Below are 17,670 nucleotides of genomic sequence, written 5' to 3'. Positions count from 1 at the left end.
ACGACCAGCCCTCTACGACAACGCTATCGACACCGACTACACCCACTCAATCGGCATCCAAAAAGGCCAAATCTAACCCCCACGACACGCCGAGCCAGACACACTTTTTGTCGTTTAACCCAGAAAACATCCCCTCACCAGACAATCCGTCTGGTGAGGGGATGTTAGGTATTTGCTCCTCCAACTGGGCTCGAACCAGTGACCCTTCGATTAACAGTCGAATGCTCTGCCAACTGAGCTATGGAGGAATATGTTGCCGTTGCTTGCGCTGTGCAACGAGATGTAACAATAGCGCGGGATGTTCGACTTGCCCAAATCGGCAGGTTGAGTGGTGTTTTTAGGCGTGGTTATGTGGCCGGTGTTTGGGTAGGGTGGCGGGCATGTTGATTCCGGTAGGTGGATTCCGAGCAAACGCCGTCGCGTGGGGGCTCGCGGGCTTCGGCGTGGTGTGCCTGTTGTCGGCGAACCGTCTCGACGACTGGCGGGCACTGACGTTTCTGGGGCTGGCGCTGGTCGTGCCGAGCGTCGTTTGGCTGGCTGCGGATAAATGGTTCTCGCGGCCGCGTGGGGCGCTGTGGTGGGTGCTCGTGGCGGCCACCGTCGCACTCGGGGTGTGGGGAATTGCGCTGTTCCCCTCGAAGTGACGGGTATAACGCGATAAAGTGGCGGGCATGAAGAAACCGATGCTTGCACTCGGCGTCGCCGCCGCCGTCACCACGTCCGCTGTTATTGCGCCTGCCACCTTCGCTGAGGAGGGCGCGAACACTACCGATACGGGTTCGTCTGCGGATTCGGGGGAGGCCGAAGGTTCGTCGTTAAGCACGGGCGCAATTATCGGCATCACGCTCGGCGTGCTGGCCGCAGTGGGAGCCGGCGGGTACTTCGCGGTGCAGCAGGGCTTGCTGGAGCTGCCCGAAGGGCTGGACCCGGCGGCGGCCGCGGGACTGTCCTCGCTGGTGCCGGCGCTCGCGATCCCGGGGCTGACCAAGAAGGACAATGGCGCGGCTGCTGGTGGCTCTTGCGCGCCGCAGGCGTTTGACGCGGTGGTGCCGGAGTGGCCGCACTTCACCGGGACCAACGTGATGTTCTGCGACGGCAAGTGGGCCATTGCGGGTGCGAACCAGACAGACTGGATCCTGTACTTCAAGAATTCCAACGGCAAGTGGGCCGTGATCCCGACTGCCGGCACGAAGCAGACCGGGATGCAGCGCGGGTGCTACAACGGTCTGACGCTGCGCGAGCAGGGCGCGCCGGAGGAGTTCATCCGCCAGGCGCCGATTTGCACGCCGGCGGAGATTGGGAAGTAGGGCTTCGGGGGCTGCGGTGAGGTTCCGCTAGCTCGAACACAAATACCCCGCCTCGGTGAGGCGGGGTATTGGTTCGCTACGGGTTACTTCAGCGTCGGGGTGAGGATGGCCAAGCCGTTCGAGGCGACATTCTTCTTGTCATCCTCCTTGTCCAAGGCGTACATCACGATCTTCACTTGGCCACCGCCGCGAATGTCGGCATTGCGAACCTTGGATTCGCCCGGCTTGACCATGACGCGGTCGCGGAGACCGCCATTGAGATAGACCTCGACCACGCCAACGCCTCCCGTGTTCGGGATGTTGGTGGCCCACGCCGCGGTGTAGTTCAGGGTCGAGTACTTCTTGTCCACATCGAAGTAGCCGGTTGGCTGGAACCAATCGCTGGTCGAGATCATGGACTTCGGGTAATCCTTACCATCGAAGGTCACTCCAACACCGGACTGCATGTTGCTGACACTGCTGCGGTGGGTGTGCAGGTACTTTGCGTCTGCGAACTCCGGCTTGGAGTAGTCACCTGAGTTGCCAGGCTTCGCCGAGGCGGATGCGGAGGGGGACGGTGTGGGGGTCTTGTCGCCATTCAGGCTGCCAGAGCCGCCGCCGGGGTTGACGGCGGCGACAATCACGCCGATTGCGGTGATGACGGCAAGCAGCGAGCCGACGATCTGGGGAAGCAAGTTTTGGAAGTCGCGCAGCTGGCGCTCCAGCTCCTTAGCGTTTGGCACGGGAGTCTCCTTTGCAGGAATTGTGAAGGGTAATGACAACTACATTTAAGCATGTACCAAGGCGTCGCGCAGGGGAATTATTCAGGGGACGGGGAGTTATGGATGTGGCGGGAGCTCGTCGATAAGCATTGCGGTCGAGCTGTAATGCGACCATTTAGCGAACCACGCGGAGCGCCGGGCGGGCGGGGGCGCTTGTGGAATAAGCAGAGTTCGAGATCGTGTGGGGCTGGGCGCTGAGCATGAGGGCGTGCAGGTCCTGCTCCGGGAGCTTGGTTTCGGCGGCGATGCTCGAGACGCATGAGCCTCCGTCGCTGGAGAGAACGAAGTCGAAGACGCGGGAGCGCTCGTACTGAAGCGTGCTGCCTGGCTCGCTGGTTCGGAAACCGCGGGCGGCCAAGGAAGTGAGATGGGAGCGGTACTCGCGCTCGCTGAGCTTTCCGTGGTGGTGGGCGGCGCGAAGCATGGACATGGCTGACACGCAGCGCCGTCTTGAGCCGGAGAATGTCATCTAGGCTCGGGTGCAAGCGTAGGTGCGCGTGAACTGCACTAGGCGGGATGAGAAAGTCCGCCGCGAACTGGTTGTGGACGTATTTTGCTGTTCAGCCCGGGCTAAGCGCGCTTGAAGCCGTCCCAAAACGCTTGCCACATTGTGGTGGGGCGGGAACGAAGCTCCTCGTCCAGGGCGTCGCGCACTGCTTGGCGGGGGTCAGTGGTGTGCCCGCGGGCGGGGTCATTTTGCGATGAGTGAGGCGCGCGTTTGTGGCTGCTATGGGCATCCAAGTTTCTATCTGCCACTGCGTATCACCTCTTGTTCACGGCCTTTAAGGAAACGGTAGCGGGCACGTGGCTGGTTGCGCTGATCAGCGCACCACGCGGAGTGTCGGGCGGGCTGGGGCACTCGTTGTAGAGGTCGAGCTTGAGACCGTGTGGGGTTGGGTGCTGAGCATGAGGGCGTGCAGGTCCTGTGGCGGGAGCTGCGTTTCGTCGGCGATGCTCTCGATGTTGGCGCCACCTTCGGGGGAAAGCACGTAATCGAAGACGCGGGAGCGTTCATATTGCAGTGTGCTGCCGGGCTCGTCTGTGCGGAAACCGCGCGCGGAGAGGGTGGCCAGGTGGGAGTGGTATTCCCGCTCGCTGAGTTTGCCGTGCTGGTACGCGGCGCGAAGCATGGCCATGGCTGACACTTTTAACGCGGTTTTGAGCTGGAGAATGTCGTCAAGGCTCGTGTGCAGACGAAGGTGCGCGTGAACTATGCCAGGCGGGATGAGGAAGTCGGCGGCGAACCGGTTGGCCTCGTCTTCTTCGCGTGTTCCGCTGCGGGGTTCGTCGCTGCTGTGGAGTAGCAGGTGGCCCAACTCGTGCGCGAGGTCGAAGCGGGCTCCTTCGGGAGTGCGGCGCCGGGCTAGGAAGATGAACGGCTGCTCCCCGTCCCACATGGAAAATGCGTCCACAGCGGAGGCTGAGGGCGGAAGGCCCATGACGGCGATGCCGAGCGATTCGGCGAGCTGGACCGAGTTTGGAACTGGCTTATCGCCCAGCTGCCAGATCGTTCGCGCGTGACGGGCCGCCTCCGCAGGTGTGAACCCAGACAAGTCCGGGAGGTTGGGTTCTGGGAAGTTGAAGTTGCGGCGAAGCCATGCCAAGAGCGTGCGGGCGTTTGCCCCGGATGCGACTGCGACGCTCTTCTGTCGTAGAGTCGCGCGGCTGCCGGCCCGAAAGAGCGTGGAATCCATCGAGGGAACTTCGAGTTCTGGGGAGAGGAAGTATCCGGCGGAGAATCCGAGTGCTGTTTCGAGGCGCTCGAGGATGAACTCAGTGTGGGAAGGCGGTGGCCCTTCGTTCTCCCAGCGAGAAAGCGTTGCTGGTGCAACGTCGAGATGTGCGGCCAGCTCTGCTTTTGTGAGGCCTCGGCGCAGTCGAGCGACTGTAATTCGGGAAGGCGAGATGCGTGCGGAGTTAGTTTCCGCTCGCTCGTGAGATTGTGAAGTCAATGTCATCGTCCTCGGTCCCGAAAAGATCTGGCTGTGCCATAGCGAATTCCGGATGAATCGGTTTGAGCAGAACTCTAACGTCCCATGCTTCGACTTCTCCGTTTTTGGAGATCGACGCCGGGCGAGAGAATTCGCTTCGGAGTTCCTGGTGCTCCTCATCATAAAAGTACAGAAGCAGCCATTCACCTGGCGGGGGAGTGTGGCGAGCGTCAGGCGAATGCACTGCAGATGTAAACACACCAAGCCCAATCTGCAGCTGGTTAGAGGCGTTGACGGACTGGATAGTGGAAATACCCTTTTTCCGCGCCAAGCCTGGTGCAGCTTCTCGGAGTCCGGTAGCCGAGTTGCCAGCGGCTGCGACGAACTTAATTTGGTTATCAACGTGGACAAGGAGTGGGCGGTTGTCCGGGTTCTCCATTTTCCAGTTGTTGCTTTCGCAATGGAACTTTCGGATGGAGAAGTTAGTCTCGGACCACTGGTAGTACCCCGGGGCAGTCACGGGGTGGAACACTTGGCAGTTCTGTCGCTGCGCGAGGCCCTCGGTAAGTGCAGTGGCAAAGCAGTCTGCATCGATATCGCGCTTTGCGAGATACTCCTTGGCTTCACGGGGCGGGATGATCGTTGTGTTTTCGATGGGGGATGGCGTCGTCATGGTGGCTCCTTCCGGCCTCGTCGGGTTTGTGCCTGAAAGTAGCGCACGGTGTGGACATTACCGTCGGAGATTAGAACAAGCGTTCTAGCCGGAGGCTCGTCGAGAAGCAAAGGGCCCGGCTGCGCGGACGCAACCGGGCCTTCACCGCCCCCGAGCTACACCTGGTAGCCCATCGGGGAGCCGGGGCCGAGCGGAATGCCCAGGGCGTACCAGATCATGAAGAAGATGAACCAGCCCACCAGCATGGACACGGCGTACGGCAGCGACAGCGACATCAGGGTGCCCACGCCGGCCTTCTTGTAGTACTTCTGCAGGAACGTCAGCGCCAGGGCGAAGTAGGGCGACATCGGGGTGATGATGTTCGACGGCGAGTCGCCGATGCGGTAGAGCATCTGGGTGACCTCGGGGGAGACGTCCACGTACATCATCATCGGAACGACCACCGGCGCCATCAGCGCCCACTGCGCGGAGCCGGAGGTGATGAACAGGTTGATCAGCGTGACCATCAGCACGAACGCGGCGAACAGGACCACGTTGGGCAGGTCCCAGGACTGCAGCAGCTCAGAGCCCTTAATCGCGGTCCAGGGGCCCAGGTTGGACCACTGGAACCACGCCAGGAACTGGGAAACGGCGAAGAACAGCACCAGGATCGGCAGGAGGGTCTCCAGGCCCTTGGCCATGAATTTCGGCACGTCCGCGGCCTCTTTCACCGTGCCCACGATCAGGCCGTAGACCAGGCCGGTGGCGAAGAAGATCGCGGTGATCGGCACGGCGATCGCGCGGATCAAAGGCGACTCCATGAACCCCTCCTCGGGCCGCGCGAACGGCGAGCCCGGGATGAACAGCAGGGCGAAGTAGGCCACCAGGCACAGAACGAGGGTCACGCCGGCCCAGGCCAGGCCCTTGCGCTCGAGTGGGGTGAGCGACAGGTCATCGTCGTCGGTGAGGTGGGAGTCGTCGGGCTGGTTGGACTCGTCGAGCTGGAGTTCGTCCTCGTCGATGTGGTCGTGGTCGACAAGGTTCTCGGCCTTCTTGTCCACGAACAGCTCCGTCACCGCCGAAATAATCAGCGACAGCACCACCGCGGACGGGATGACAAAGAAGATGTTGGCGAGCGGGGAGACGTGGTATTCGGCGTCGACAAGTTGCGCCGCGGAGGTGGAGATGCCGGCGAGCAGCAGGTCGGTGATATTCAGAATCAGCGAGGCATTAAAGCCTGCCGACGACGCCGCGAACGCCACCATCGCACCCACCACCGGCGAACGGCCCACCGCGTGGAAGGCCATCGCGCCCAGCGGGATGATGATCACGTAGATGGCGTCCGAGGCCACCGAACCGGTCACACCCGCAAGCGCGACCATGAAGGTGAGCATCTTCGGGCTGACCTTGTCCACCATCGCGCGGACCATCGCCGCGAGCAGGCCCGTCTGCTCCGCCACGGCCACGCCCAGCATCACCGCCAGGATCACGCCCAGTGGCGGGAAGGCGATGAAGTTCTCCACCGCGTCCGTGACCATGCGGGAGATGTTCTCGCCGGTCAGCAGCGATTCGACGTGGATCTCCTCGCCGGTTGCGGGGTCCACGGCGGACAGGCCCGCCTTGTTGGCCAGCCAGGAGGACACCGCCACCACGCCGGCCAGGATCACAAACAGCCAGAACGGGTCCGGCAGCTTGTTGCCGATCTTTTCAATCCAGCCCAAAAAGCCAGTCATGCCGTCTTGGTCTTGAGCCTGGTTTTGGGCCTGGTTTTTAGGCTTATGGTCGGGTTTCTTGTCGGTCCTGGTTGATCCGGTCATGGTGGGTCTTCCTGGTTGTCGGCAAATTGTGAGAGCCACATTACATATTCGTCACCCCGTAAGGTGAATCGCGTGAGTACTGAATTTCAAATTTCTCCCCGGCCCGCCCGCCGCGGCATAGGTTTCGCAGGTGCCGCCGCCTCGGTTGTTGCGGTGCTGGCCATCGTGGCGCTGGTGCTGGCGCTGACCCGCCCGGCGCTGCTCAGTTGGCGGGAAGGGGAGGTGACGTCGACGACCATTGGGGCGTCGCTAGGCGATATTGCCCAGCTTTCTGTGGAGGAATACGTCTTCTCCGACGTGGGCAAATTCGACCAGGAAGGCCTCGAGGTGCTCGGGGTGCGCGTGCCGTTTACCGGGCGGAATTTCCTGGTCACGTACGACGGGCGCGTCACCGCCGGCATCAAGGACGCCTCGCTTATCGACGTGCGTTTAGCCGACGGGGAAGTCAACGTGCAACTGCCTGAGGTGGAGGTGCTGGAATCCCACATCGACGCCGACAGCGTCAAGGTTTACGACCAAACCATGAACCCCATCAACCAACTCCGCGTCGAAGACGTCACCGGGTTCATCGCCGGCCGGGAGGCCGACGCGCGGGAGAAAGCCATCGCGTCCGGGCTGTTGGACCGCGCCGGGCAGCACGCCGAGGAGCTCGTGCGCGCGCACGTGGCGGCGCTGGTGGCCGGCACGGAGTACGAGGACTACGAGGTGCGGGTTTCTCGGGGTTTGTGGAAAGGCTGGTAAGGAGGTGCCGTGCGGGGTATCTTTTTCCACATGCGTAAAACCCTCACAGCGGGCGTTATCGCCTGCGCCGCCGTTGCTGCCGTACTTCCGCCCGTCGCCGGAGCCGCCGACGCGCCTGAAGCGCCCGTCGACCCGGGCTTTTCCCGCGTCTGCGCCGTCGAGTACAACGCCGACCAGGTGCCTGCCCTGGCCGCCGGCCTTAACGCCGACGACATCCTCTACCACTCCGGATCCCGCGCCGACGCGCTCGCGCTGTGGGCGAAGAAACAGGACGAGCTGCGCGCCGGGCTCGGCGAGAACGGCTGGGGCTCGGTGAAGCAAACCGATGATCTGCAGCTGTGGCCCGTCGAGGAGCACACCACCAGCTCCGTCATCGCCGACGACCTGACAAGCTCCAAGACCGGCGCGCCGTCCACCTTTGAGACCCCGTTCAGCGCCAACGAGGTCGCCTACGTCAAGTCCGCCGCCTCCTACACCGCGCAGCGTTTCGAGGACTGCGGCAAGGACATCAACCGCACTGCGCCGGCCGCGCCGTCGAGCCTGAATTCGGAGGTCGCGCCGGGCACCATCGCCGGCATCGTCGCCGTGGTGCTGGCGCTGCTCGGTGTTGGGGCGGCGTTCGCGGTGTCGGCAGGCATGGTCCCGGGGCTCACACTCCCGGCGCTGCCGTTCTAAGGACACAAACCCCGAGTAAGCCCTCCCGAGTATGGCTGAAAATGGGCCGTAATAGGGATCGCTTACTAGGGGTCTGCGGGTGGGGCGCACGCCACCCGGTCCCCGGCTTGAGGCTCGTGACTGCCGACGTTGCCGGGTGGGCGGTTTGAATTTCTGCGTGAAACCCTTTGACGTTGTACCCCGCGCGTCGTATATTCACAGATGTGAGCCAGAGGTGAGCGTCCGCAAGAATCCTCCGGGCAGCAACTCCGAAACCCACACGCTAGTGTGGGTTTTCGTGTATTGAATGCACGAATGTCCTGGCGCTTCGCCTGAAGGGGGTTTCGCGTGCTCCTTGCGTATCTAGATGAGATAGGGGCACCTGGCGCCTTTGTCTCCCCTAGTCATCCAAGGTTCGCTGACAGCCCAGCATTTGGCTATGGCGGGTTCATCATTCCAGAGGACAAAGCGCGTGTATTCGGGGCGTACTTCGCAGAAGCGAAGAAGAGATTGTTCAAAAACGAGATTCCTGAAGGCCAAGACCCGGGGCGTTGGGAGAAGAAAGGTGCATCGCTCTTGTACGCGAGGGTGTGTGAAGAGCGACCCCAGAATCTGAGGGTGTTTAACTCTTTGATCGGTTCGTTAAGGGGAATGGGCGGGCACCTTTTTTATTACGTGGATGAGAAGCCAGTGGGGACACCGAAGCAGACCAACACCGGCCCAGCAGAATTCGAAAGGCGCGAACAATCTGCAATGTACGAGGCGCTAAATCGGATCGCTCGGCACGCCGACAAAGCCGACCAATCGGTGATGGTGATGATGGATCAGATTAATGAGAAGTCTCGGAAGCAACGCCTACCTCAGATGTACGCCCACATTCTGGGAAGGGCCGCTGACTTCGAGGAAATGCGGAGAATCATTGAACCACCGATGCATATTGATAGCACGCTCTCGGCCAACATCCAGTTTGCGGATTGGGTTTGCGCTCTCGTTAAACGCGCTGTTGAATCCCAACTTGTTCCTAATTCTCGCTACGAATGGTTAGCGGAATCCAAGCAGATCAGTGCAGCACGAGGGGCTTTTACATACGAATCCAAATTGCATCTGTTCGAGCGGGGAATACCAGACTTGGTTCATTCCGATATTTTGGATCCAAGGCGTCCGGTTATCAACGACCCGAGCATGCTGACCCCGGAAAACCGAAGGAAGCTTGAACAGGTGCGTGTTGCGGCTGTCAGGGCGAAGAACAGCTGAAGAAACGAGCTTCTACGTAAGGTGGGCGGCATGGAGCTCGAGAAGTTTTTCAGCAACTGGCCGGTGGACAACGTCGCGGCGGCCCTCGTCGGCGACACGGAAGCCACGTTCGGCGACCAAGACAAAGTCTTCGAACTCGCGAGCGTGACCAAGCTGCTCTCCGCGTACGCCGTGCTCCTCGCGGTGGAGGAGGGGGCATTCGAGCTTGACGACGCCGCCGGTCCCCCCAACTCCACCATCCGCCACCTCCTCGCGCACGCTGCCGGGGTGGGGTTCGACTCCCGCGAGCCGCAGAAGGAATCGGGGGAGCGCCGCATCTACTCCTCGGCCGGCTACGAGATCCTGGCCGACCACGTCGAAGAAACCACCGGCATCGCGTTTGCGGACTACGCCCGCGAGGGGGTCTTCGAGCCGCTCGGCATGGACTCCACCGAAATCTACGGCTCGGCCGGCCACGGCGGGAGGTCCACCGTCGGCGACCTTTCTGCGTTCGCCTCCGAGCTCCTCTCGCCGCGTCTTCTGGACCCGTCGACGCTTGGCGAGGCCTTTTCTAACCAGTTCGGCGACCTGCGCGGCGTTGTGCCTGGTTACGGCATGCAGAAGCCGTGCCAGTGGGGCCTCGGGTTTGAGATCAAGGGCGAGAAGGCGCCGCACTGGACCGGCGACGGCATGCCCGCGGACACCGTCGGGCACTTCGGCATGGCCGGGACGTACCTGTGGGTCGCGGGCGGGCAGGCGTGCGTGGTGCTGACGGACCGCGAGTTCGGCGACTGGGCCAAGCCGTTGTGGCAGGAGACCAACACTGCGCTGTGGGAGGCGCTGGGGTAGGGCGGCCGCAAACCTCCAGGGAGGTACGCGAAAAAGTCGTGTAGCCGAAAACCTGAATTCCGCGCGGGCGCTTGATGCGAGTCGCGCGAGTTTTCCCAGGGCGGACGGGTGCGCGCCCTTCGGCGAATTCAGGTTTAGTGCGACGCGACTCAATCGGACACATAGCTCGCCCGCAGACGAGCCGGGGGTAGGGTGCGGCGGCCAGGTGGGCGTCGATAGGCAAAATGCCCCCGCATTTCGGGTGTAGCCGCCGCCTTTTTCGTGTAGGCGCGCGGCGCGCAGTGTTTTAAACTGCACGCATGACTACGACAAACACCCCGCTACCAGCAGCGGGGCAGAAGCTGCCGACCAATCAGGTCGTGCCCCTGATGACGGCGCTGCTGGTCGCCGTCTTCGCGTTCCAGCTCAACGCCTCCATGCTCGCGCCGGCGCTGCACACGATGGAAATGGACCTCAACGCCACCACCGCGCAGATCGGCATGACGCAGACGGCGTTCTTCACCGCGGCGGCTGTGTTTGCGCTGTTCATGCCGCGCTGGGGTGACTTGATTGGGCGCCGCAAGGTGCTGGTGTGGATGATGATCGTCACGGTCATCGGTTCCGTCGTCGCGGCGCTGGCCACCAACGTGACCATGCTGTTCATCGGCCGCGTGATCCAGGGCGTTTCCGGCCCGACCGTGGCGCTGACGTCCGTGATGCTGCGTCAGGCGGTGCGCGAGGAGAAGCAGTTCGCGTTCCTGGTGGGCATCCTCACCTCGGTCAACGGCGGCATCGCGGGCATCGACGCGATTCTGGGCGGCTGGCTTACCGACGCCTTCGGTTTCCGCTCCCTCTTCTGGGTCATCGGCGCCGCCGCGCTGATCGCCGTGTTCGCTGTGCAGTACGGCGTGGAAGAGACCAAGTCCGATCAGCTCCAGCCCATGGACTGGAAGGGCGTTGTCGGCCTGGTTGTCGGCGTCGGCCTGGTGCTGACCGCCCTGAACATGGCCGGCGAGCTGGCCGCGGCGAACTGGTTCATGGTGATCCTGCTTCTGGTCGTCGGCGGCGCGTCGCTGGTGTGGTTCTGGCGCACTGAGAAGTCCAGCCCTCATCCGCTGATGTCCACCGACCTGCTGTCGCAGCGCCGCACCTGGGCGCTGCTGCTCACCACCACGCTGACCATGACCGGCGTGTTCGCGGTGATGAACGGCCTGGTGCCCAACCTCGCGCAGGACCCGACGGCCGGCCCGGGCATGTCCGCCGGCGTCGTGTCCTGGTGGACGCTGACCCCGTACGCCCTGGCCGGCCTGGCCATGGGCCCGATCTCCGGCTGGCTCGCGGGCCGCGTGGGCTACAAGATCATCCTGCAGATCGGCATCGCCGGCGCGGCGCTGTCCGTGCTGTTCGGCACCGTCGTAGTCGGCAACGCCACCCACGCGATGCTTCTGGCCATGTCCATCCTCGCCGGCATCACGTACGCCGGCATGAGCAACATCATGCTCGGCTCGCTCGGCGTCGTGCTGGCGCCGAAGCACAACCAGGGCTACCTGCCGGGCCTCAACGGCGGCGCGTTCAACCTGGGCGCCGGCCTGTCGTTCACCATCATCTTCGCCGTGTTCACCGCCACCGGCGGCAGCTACCGCGCGGGCATGATCGCCGGCGCGATCCTGCTGGGCTGCGCGTTCGCGGCGTCCTTCCTCATCCCGAAGCCGTCGTCGGTGCCGGACACGATCGCCGCGGAGGATATGGCTGCCCGTGCGTAAAATCATCCTGGACTGCGACCCCGGCCACGACGACGCCGTCGCCATCCTGCTCGCCGCCGGCAACCCGGGCATCGAGCTACTCGGCCTGACCACCGTCGGCGGCAACCACACCATCGACCACGTCACGCGCAACGCGCAGCAGGTGCTTACGGTCGCCGGTCTCAAGGACGTCCCCGTTTACCGCGGGGTGACGCGCCCTTTGCTTAACGACGTCATCACGGCCGAAGACATCCACGGCGACACCGGCATGGAAATCCACGGCTTCGACCTGCCGGAACCTGCTGTTCCGGTGGGGGAGATCGGGGCGGTGCAGTGGATCGTCGATACGCTGATGCGCGAGGAGCCGGGGACCGTGACGCTGGTGCCCACCGGGCCGTTGACCAACATCGCATTGGCGGCGCGCCTGGAGCCGCGGATTGTGTCCAGGGTGCGCGAGGTCGTGCTGATGGGCGGCGCGTACGGGGCCGGCAACTACTCGCCGTCCGCGGAGTTCAACATCGCCGTCGACCCGGAAGCCGCCGCGATCGTGTTCGGCGAGGACTGGCCGGTGGTCATGGTCGGGCTGGATCTCACGCACCAAGCCTTAGCGACGCCTGCAGTGCAGGACCGTTTCCGCGCGTTGGGCACCGCGAGCGGCGACTTCCTGGCCGCGCTTGTAGACGCGTTTCGTGCCAACTACAAGGACGCCCAGGGCTTTGACAACCCGCCCGTGCACGACCCGTGCGCGGTGGCGTATGTCATCGACCCGTCGATTGTCGAGACCGTGCCCGTGCCGGTGTCGGTGGAGCTTGCCGGCACGCTGACGCGCGGGCGGACCGTGGCGGACCTGCGCGCGTTCGGCGCGGCGCTCGCGTCGGGTGTGCCGGGTGGGGGCGCCGGTGCGTCCGCCTCCTCTGCAGACCCGGCCTGCAACACCTCCGTGGCGACGCGCCTGGACGTGGACCGGTTCTGGGACCTCGTCGTCGACGCCGTCGAGCGCCTGGGCTAGGGGCGCGCCTCCCGCCCCGTAAAACCGGCTACCTAGGACCGGCTACCCTGCGAAAATTCGGCTGGTAACCGGTCCTAGGTAGCCGGTTTATGGCATGTGGAGCAACCCCACACCGGCCACCCACCGACCACCCAGCCGTCGACCCCACCCGCCAGCTAGCCTTGGCGTCCATGGACTTCTCTGATGACGTGGGCAACCTCTACTTTGTCCTTGAATACACCGGTGTGTTGTTGGCGGCCACGATCGGCGGGACTGTGGCCAAGCGGATGAACTTCGACATTGTGGGGTTCGCGTTTGTGGCGTTGATTTCGTCGCTGAGCGGCGGCCTCATGCGCGACGCCATACTTAACGACGGCCCCGCCGCCGCCCTGACCAACCCCGGCTACCTGATCACCGCCACCATCGGCGGACTGATCGCGTACTTTGCGCCCCTGCGCGGCAAGCTCTGGGAGAACTTCCGGTTCTATGCGGACGTGGTCACCATCGGCGTGTGGGCGGTCGGCGGCACGATCAAGGCGCTCAATGCCGAGCTGAGCTGGGTGCCGTGCGTGCTGCTCGCCGTGATCACCGCGACCGGCGGCACGCTGGCTCGCGACATCGCGCTTCGGCAGGTGCCGTCGCTGTTTACCAGTGAGAAGATGACGGTGTTCCCGGCGATCGCCGCGTCGGTGATCATGCTGGTGCTCAACCGCTTCGACCTGGTGTGGGAGGGCATGCTGGCCGCCGCGATCGCCGCGCCGCTGTTCGCGATCGCGGTGTACTTCGGCGGCGACAAGCTCTCGGCGTTCCAGACCAAGCGCATCGAGCGCCCGCTGGAGGAGAAGATCGGCGAGGCGCTCGGCGTGGACACCGATTCGCGCCAGCCGGTCAAGTCCGGCGAGGACGTGCGCAACGCGTTGGAGGACGCCTCGGACGAGCAGCTGATCCAGGCGCTGCGCGTGATGCTGCAGAACGAGGTGCAGCAGCGCACGGAGGCGAAAACCTAAACCGGCCCCACCCCGGCGCGAACCCCTTTACGATGGCGCGCATGTACTTCGACAACGTGTTCACCGCCGTCGGATTCTCATTCGCCGTGATGGACCTGCTCGGCGTGTTCCTGAACGCGCTCATGGGCGGGCTCGTGGCCCGGCGCATGCGTTTCGACGCCGTCGGCTTCATGCTCATCTCCATCATCTCCGGCATGGCGGGCGGCATGATCCGCGACGCCCTGATCGGCTCCACCCCGGCGTCCGCGCTGCAGAACCCGTGGTACATCGGCACGGCGCTGGTCGGCTCGCTGGTGGCGTTCGCGCTGTCCATCGGCGGTCGTGCGTGGGAGCTGTTCCGCTTCCACGGCGACATGGTCATCGTGGGCGTATGGGCGGTCACGGGCACGGTCACAGCACTGCGTGCCGACGTCACGTGGTTCGGCTGCATCCTCATGGGCGTCCTCACCGCCACCGGTGGCATGGTCATCCGCGAGATGATGATCGGGCAGATTCCCAACATTCTCATTGACCGCCAGTTGTACGTGGTCCCGGCGATAGTGTCGTCGATAAGCGTGCAGCTCTTCTACGACCTTGGCTGGCAGTCGGTGGGCCTGGCGGTGTCCGCGCTGCTCGGGATTGCGCTGGGTGTGGCCGCGTACTGGCTGGATTGGTCGGTGCCGGGCGTGGAGGCGCTCGCGCCCGTGGATAGCTATTTCACGCGGATGAAGCACCGGGTGGGCGGCAAGCTTCCGCCCGTTTCGTACCGGCAGCGCAACGCCAACCCGACGCTGATCTCCGCGCCGACGCGCAAGGACGTGCGCGACGAGCTCGCCGCCGTCGACGGCGACATCACCCACGAGGAGTTCATCGCCGCCCTCTACCGCGCCTACGGGTTGAAATAGCTACCGCTGCGGGCTAGGTAAATGGCCGCGCGCTCGGCGTGAGAAGATCGGCGCATGCTGTTGCTTGTGGCGCTCGCGGTAGGCGGGCTGATTCCGATCCAGACCGCGGCGAACTCCCGCCTGCGCGCGAGCGTGGGGAATAAGCCGGTGGTGCCGGCGCTGATCTCGTTTAGCTCGGCGCTGTTTTTCGCGGTGGTGGCGACGACGGTGCTGCGCGGGAACCCGGTGCCGCAGTTTTCTGCCGACGTGCCCTGGTGGGGCTGGCTCGGCGGCGTCATGGGCGTGTGCTTCGTGCTGGGCAACATCCTGCTGTTCCCCCGCCTCGGTGCGCTGGAGACAGTGGTCCTGCCGATTCTGGGGCAGGTGGTGATGGGGCTGCTCGTGGACCGGTTCGGGCTGTTCGGCGCGCCCGCGATGCCGGTGTCCTGGATGCGCGTTTTGGGGGCGGCGGTGGTCTTCGCCGGGATCGTGGTGGTGCTGCGGGCGGGCAAGCGGCCGGTGCTGGAAGGCGACGCCGAGGGCCTCGAGCTGGCGATCTTCCGCGTGCTCGGCGTGCTCGTCGGCGTGTGTACCGCCATCCAGACTTCGGTGAACGGCTACATGGGCGGCATCGTCGGGTCGTCGCTGCACGCCGGCGAGATCAACCTCGCGGTCGGCGCGGTGTTGCTGCTGGTGGCGGCGCTGGTGACCAGCCCTCGCCAGCTCGCGCGGCGTCCTGAGCCGGGGCCGTGGTGGATGTGGCTCGGCGGCCTGGTCGGCGCGACGTTTGTCATCTCGGGCGCGACCCTGGCGCCGCTGCTTGGCACAGCCACCACCGTGATCGCGTTCAACGCGGGCACGATCGCGGCCGGCCAGGCGCTGGAGGCGCGCGGGGCGTTCGGGGCGCGGAAGAACCCGCTGACGGCGACGCGCCTGGCCGGCCTGGTGGTGATCTTCCTCGGCGTGCTGGCGGTGCGGCTGCTGTAGGGCGGGGTGCTAAACGACGATATCGGCGTTTACCCGTAACGGCTCCGCAAAAGCCCAGGTCGCCGCATCTCGGAAGGCGTAAACGCCGATATCGGCATTTGCGATCGCGACGGCACGAGGGGCCGGACGCACGGACACGCACACCGCCGACCCCTCAACCTCAACCGAAGCTCGAGCAAGCAGGGGTATCAACCAGTGGTTGAGGGTTGCTCTAGCGAACTTGTGTGAAGCAATATCGGCCAAGAGAAATCAGAGGCCGTTGGGGAAGACGAACCTCTCGTCTCACACTCCGCCGCACGCCGGGCCCGCCTAGTCACCGGGCCGGGTCGCGCGGCAATAGCCGCCGGCACCCGCCGCGGCAATCCCGCCTAGTCACCGGGGCTGGAGTGTGCCGCCATCGATGCGGGCACGCCGAAAAGGCGCCCGCAAGAAGGGTCCCCACCAATGACGACAACACTGGCCGCACCCACCTGCCGCGCCCCGCGCACCCGACTCGCGTGGACATTCTGCGTTGAGGGGATGCCGGTGCGGGAGCGACGGAGCGTCGAGAAGCAGATGCTTTTGCTTCCCGACGGCGCGCCCGGCGAAATCTGGTTCACCCGCTGGCAGCGGCGCGCGGACCGCACGTACTCGTGCCGCGAGACGATTTACGCCACGCGCGAGGAGATCGAGGCGTTTGCGCAGGCCATGGAGCGCCTTTCGCGGGAGAAAAATTTTGTGGCGAGCCTCACGCCACGCTCCTACGATGGGCCGCATGTCTACTAAATACCGCGTACAAAACCCGAAGAACAACGAGATCGTCGAGTCCTTCGACTTCATCACCGACGACGCGCTCGAGACCGCGCTGACCACCGCAAACGACACGTTCAAGCAGTGGCGCGAGAAGAGCTTCTCCGAGCGCGCCGAGGTGCTGCGCAAGGTTGCGAAGCTTTTCGACGAGCAACGCGCCGAGCTGACCCGCATCATCGCAGAAGAGATGGGCAAGTCGGTCAAGGAGGGCGACGGCGAGATCAACGACGTCGTCGAGATCTTTAACTACTACGCCGACAACGGCGCGGAGTTCGGCGCCGACGAGGAGATCCCGAACCAGCGCGGCGGCACCTCCGTGATGCGCAAGGTCCCGCTCGGCGTGATCCTGGGCATCATGCCGTGGAACTTTCCGTACTACCAGGTCGCACGCTTCGCAGCGCCGGCGCTGATGGCCGGCAACGTGGTGATGGTCAAGCACGCCGAGATCTGCCCCCGCTCCGCCGCCGCGATTGCCAAGATCTTCGACGAGGCGGGCGCGCCGAAGGGCCTGTACACGAACCTGTACGCCAAGCACTCGCAGGTCTCCACGCTGATCAACGACGACCGCGTCCAGGGCGTGTCCCTGACCGGCTCCGAGCGCGCCGGCCGCACCATCGCCTCCCAGGCCGGCCAGGCGCTGAAGAAGTGCGTGCTCGAGCTCGGCGGCACCGACGCGTACGTCGTGCTGGATGCTTCCGATGTCAAGGCCGCCGCGGAGACCGCGTGGAACAAGCGCATCGGCAACGTGGGCCAGGCCTGCACGTCGAACAAGCGCATGATCGTCATGGAGGACATTTACGACGAGTTTGTGCAGGCGTTGGTGGACCTTGCGTCGTCGTATAGCGAGGGCGACCCGCTCAACCCCGGCGACGGCAACGAGTTCTACCCGCTGTCCTCCCGCGACGCCGCGGAGCTACTCGCGCAGCAGCTGCGCCTGGCCGTGGAGGACGGCGCGAACCTGCGCGTCGGCGGCGAGGTCACCGGCAAGGGCGCCTACATCACCCCGGCCGTGATCACCGACATCCCGGTCGGCTCCGACTCCTACTACGAGGAGTTCTTCGGGCCCGTGGCCGAGGTGTACAAGGTGTCCTCCGAGGAGGAAGCGATCGAGCTGGCCAACGATTCCCGCTACGGCCTCGGCGGCGCCGTGATGTCCGAGGACGCCGAGCGCGCCAAGAAGGTCGCCGCGAAGATCGACACCGGCATGATCCACGTGAACATCCCGCAGGCCCGCGGCGCCGAGCTGCCGTTCGGCGGCGTGAAGGCGTCCGGCCTGGGCCGCGAGCTCGGCCCGCTGGGCATGGACGAGTTTGTCAACCACCAGCGCTTCTACGTCGCCGGCTCCGACTCGGCGGTGTAGCTGTTTCAAA

18 protein-coding genes, 1 tRNA gene and 1 pseudogene are annotated in these 17,670 nt (G+C 64.4%); 13 read left to right on the top strand and 7 right to left on the bottom strand.

The window, feature by feature from the left end:
- Window positions 1-175: 175 nt before the first annotated feature.
- Window positions 176-248 (bottom strand) — tRNA-Asn (locus MHY23_RS05305).
- 132 nt (window positions 249-380) lie between these two features.
- On the opposite strand from MHY23_RS05305, the gene MHY23_RS05300 reads away from it, so the two are divergent.
- Both MHY23_RS05300 and MHY23_RS05295 read left to right on the top strand, forming a co-directional pair.
- Window positions 381-644, top strand: coding sequence for a hypothetical protein (locus tag MHY23_RS05300; protein WP_239306699.1), 264 nt, complete (start codon window positions 381-383; stop codon window positions 642-644).
- A 27-nt stretch (window positions 645-671) separates the two neighbouring features.
- The gene (locus MHY23_RS05295; protein ID WP_239306698.1) at window positions 672-1,307 is read left to right on the top strand and encodes a hypothetical protein; all 636 of its coding nucleotides are present in this window, start codon (window positions 672-674) and stop codon (window positions 1,305-1,307) included.
- A gap of 83 nt (window positions 1,308-1,390) precedes the next feature.
- Here the strand turns inward: MHY23_RS05295 and MHY23_RS05290 are convergent, their stop codons facing one another.
- From MHY23_RS05290 to MHY23_RS05270, 6 genes and pseudogenes are all read right to left on the bottom strand, one after another.
- Entirely contained in the window at window positions 1,391-2,029 is a 639-nt protein-coding gene (locus tag MHY23_RS05290) for a hypothetical protein (protein ID WP_239306697.1), read from the bottom strand.
- A 154-nt stretch (window positions 2,030-2,183) separates the two neighbouring features.
- Window positions 2,184-2,507, bottom strand: coding sequence for a hypothetical protein (locus MHY23_RS05285; protein ID WP_239306696.1), 324 nt, complete (start codon window positions 2,505-2,507; stop codon window positions 2,184-2,186).
- Between the two features lie 382 nt (window positions 2,508-2,889).
- Window positions 2,890-3,762 (bottom strand): ImmA/IrrE family metallo-endopeptidase, encoded by an 873-nt coding sequence (locus tag MHY23_RS05280; RefSeq protein WP_239306695.1) that lies wholly within the window; start codon window positions 3,760-3,762, stop codon window positions 2,890-2,892.
- A gap of 51 nt (window positions 3,763-3,813) precedes the next feature.
- Window positions 3,814-4,026: pseudogene (locus tag MHY23_RS11985) on the bottom strand (multiprotein-bridging factor 1 family protein); the annotation flags it as partial.
- Window positions 3,986-4,672 (bottom strand): hypothetical protein, encoded by a 687-nt coding sequence (locus tag MHY23_RS05275; protein ID WP_239306694.1) that lies wholly within the window; start codon window positions 4,670-4,672, stop codon window positions 3,986-3,988. The pseudogene MHY23_RS11985 and the gene MHY23_RS05275, both read right to left, overlap by 41 nt.
- Window positions 4,673-4,827: 155 nt before the next feature.
- Entirely contained in the window at window positions 4,828-6,384 is a 1,557-nt protein-coding gene (locus MHY23_RS05270) for an AbgT family transporter (RefSeq protein ID WP_239306693.1), read from the bottom strand.
- Window positions 6,385-6,540: 156 nt separating this feature from the next.
- On the opposite strand from MHY23_RS05270, the gene MHY23_RS05265 reads away from it, so the two are divergent.
- From MHY23_RS05265 to MHY23_RS05215, 11 genes are all read left to right on the top strand, one after another.
- The gene (locus MHY23_RS05265; protein ID WP_239306692.1) at window positions 6,541-7,209 is read left to right on the top strand and encodes a DUF4230 domain-containing protein; all 669 of its coding nucleotides are present in this window, start codon (window positions 6,541-6,543) and stop codon (window positions 7,207-7,209) included.
- Window positions 7,210-7,239: 30 nt separating this feature from the next.
- On the top strand, window positions 7,240-7,884 hold the full coding sequence (locus tag MHY23_RS05260; RefSeq protein ID WP_070473527.1) for a hypothetical protein: 645 nt from the start codon (window positions 7,240-7,242) through the stop codon (window positions 7,882-7,884).
- 327 nt (window positions 7,885-8,211) lie between these two features.
- Complete coding sequence (locus MHY23_RS05255) at window positions 8,212-9,117, top strand: DUF3800 domain-containing protein (RefSeq protein WP_181888815.1); 906 nt, start codon at window positions 8,212-8,214, stop codon at window positions 9,115-9,117.
- A gap of 30 nt (window positions 9,118-9,147) precedes the next feature.
- Window positions 9,148-9,945 carry a serine hydrolase gene (locus MHY23_RS05250; protein ID WP_181888814.1) on the top strand — a complete coding sequence of 266 codons (798 nt, stop codon included), beginning with the start codon at window positions 9,148-9,150 and terminating at the stop codon, window positions 9,943-9,945.
- A 299-nt stretch (window positions 9,946-10,244) separates the two neighbouring features.
- Complete coding sequence (locus MHY23_RS05245; protein ID WP_239306691.1) at window positions 10,245-11,687, top strand: MFS transporter; 1,443 nt, start codon at window positions 10,245-10,247, stop codon at window positions 11,685-11,687.
- Window positions 11,680-12,675: a nucleoside hydrolase gene (locus MHY23_RS05240; RefSeq protein WP_239306690.1), complete on the top strand. Its 996-nt coding sequence runs from the start codon at window positions 11,680-11,682 to the stop codon at window positions 12,673-12,675. Before MHY23_RS05245 ends, MHY23_RS05240 begins: the two co-directional genes overlap by 8 nt.
- 170 nt (window positions 12,676-12,845) lie before the next feature.
- Window positions 12,846-13,661 carry a trimeric intracellular cation channel family protein gene (locus tag MHY23_RS05235; RefSeq protein WP_239306689.1) on the top strand — a complete coding sequence of 272 codons (816 nt, stop codon included), beginning with the start codon at window positions 12,846-12,848 and terminating at the stop codon, window positions 13,659-13,661.
- A 41-nt stretch (window positions 13,662-13,702) separates the two neighbouring features.
- Window positions 13,703-14,545, top strand: coding sequence for a trimeric intracellular cation channel family protein (locus MHY23_RS05230; protein ID WP_239306688.1), 843 nt, complete (start codon window positions 13,703-13,705; stop codon window positions 14,543-14,545).
- Between the two features lie 54 nt (window positions 14,546-14,599).
- Window positions 14,600-15,511 (top strand): DMT family transporter, encoded by a 912-nt coding sequence (locus MHY23_RS05225; protein WP_239306687.1) that lies wholly within the window; start codon window positions 14,600-14,602, stop codon window positions 15,509-15,511.
- 444 nt (window positions 15,512-15,955) lie between these two features.
- Complete coding sequence (locus MHY23_RS05220) at window positions 15,956-16,276, top strand: hypothetical protein (protein WP_181888808.1); 321 nt, start codon at window positions 15,956-15,958, stop codon at window positions 16,274-16,276.
- Complete coding sequence (locus MHY23_RS05215) at window positions 16,266-17,660, top strand: NAD-dependent succinate-semialdehyde dehydrogenase (RefSeq protein WP_239306686.1); 1,395 nt, start codon at window positions 16,266-16,268, stop codon at window positions 17,658-17,660. Before MHY23_RS05220 ends, MHY23_RS05215 begins: the two co-directional genes overlap by 11 nt.
- The last annotated feature ends 10 nt before the right edge of the window (window positions 17,661-17,670 follow it).

Origin of the sequence: Corynebacterium sp. ACRQP, from assembly GCF_022345915.1 — a bacterium.
GTDB classification, from domain to species: Bacteria; Actinomycetota; Actinomycetes; order Mycobacteriales; family Mycobacteriaceae; genus Corynebacterium; species Corynebacterium lehmanniae.
Note: the sequence above shows the minus strand (reverse complement) of the source record. Positions and strands in the feature narration are given on the sequence as shown.

Excerpts from the sequence above, each read along its gene's own strand:
- MHY23_RS05300 (WP_239306699.1), top strand. The coding sequence starts at position 381 with ATGTTGATTCCGGTAGGTGGATTCCGAGCAAACGCCGTCGCGTGGGGG.
- MHY23_RS05295 (WP_239306698.1), top strand. The coding sequence starts at position 672 with ATGAAGAAACCGATGCTTGCACTCGGCGTCGCCGCCGCCGTCACCACG.
- MHY23_RS05280 (WP_239306695.1), bottom strand. The coding sequence starts at position 3,762 with ATGGATTCCACGCTCTTTCGGGCCGGCAGCCGCGCGACTCTACGACAG.
- MHY23_RS05275 (WP_239306694.1), bottom strand. The coding sequence starts at position 4,672 with ATGACGACGCCATCCCCCATCGAAAACACAACGATCATCCCGCCCCGT.
- MHY23_RS05270 (WP_239306693.1), bottom strand. The coding sequence starts at position 6,384 with ATGACTGGCTTTTTGGGCTGGATTGAAAAGATCGGCAACAAGCTGCCG.
- MHY23_RS05260 (WP_070473527.1), top strand. The coding sequence starts at position 7,240 with ATGCGTAAAACCCTCACAGCGGGCGTTATCGCCTGCGCCGCCGTTGCT.
- MHY23_RS05250 (WP_181888814.1), top strand. The coding sequence starts at position 9,148 with ATGGAGCTCGAGAAGTTTTTCAGCAACTGGCCGGTGGACAACGTCGCG.
- MHY23_RS05245 (WP_239306691.1), top strand. The coding sequence starts at position 10,245 with ATGACTACGACAAACACCCCGCTACCAGCAGCGGGGCAGAAGCTGCCG.
- MHY23_RS05235 (WP_239306689.1), top strand. The coding sequence starts at position 12,846 with ATGGACTTCTCTGATGACGTGGGCAACCTCTACTTTGTCCTTGAATAC.
- MHY23_RS05230 (WP_239306688.1), top strand. The coding sequence starts at position 13,703 with ATGTACTTCGACAACGTGTTCACCGCCGTCGGATTCTCATTCGCCGTG.
- MHY23_RS05225 (WP_239306687.1), top strand. The coding sequence starts at position 14,600 with ATGCTGTTGCTTGTGGCGCTCGCGGTAGGCGGGCTGATTCCGATCCAG.
- MHY23_RS05220 (WP_181888808.1), top strand. The coding sequence starts at position 15,956 with ATGACGACAACACTGGCCGCACCCACCTGCCGCGCCCCGCGCACCCGA.
- MHY23_RS05215 (WP_239306686.1), top strand. The coding sequence starts at position 16,266 with ATGTCTACTAAATACCGCGTACAAAACCCGAAGAACAACGAGATCGTC.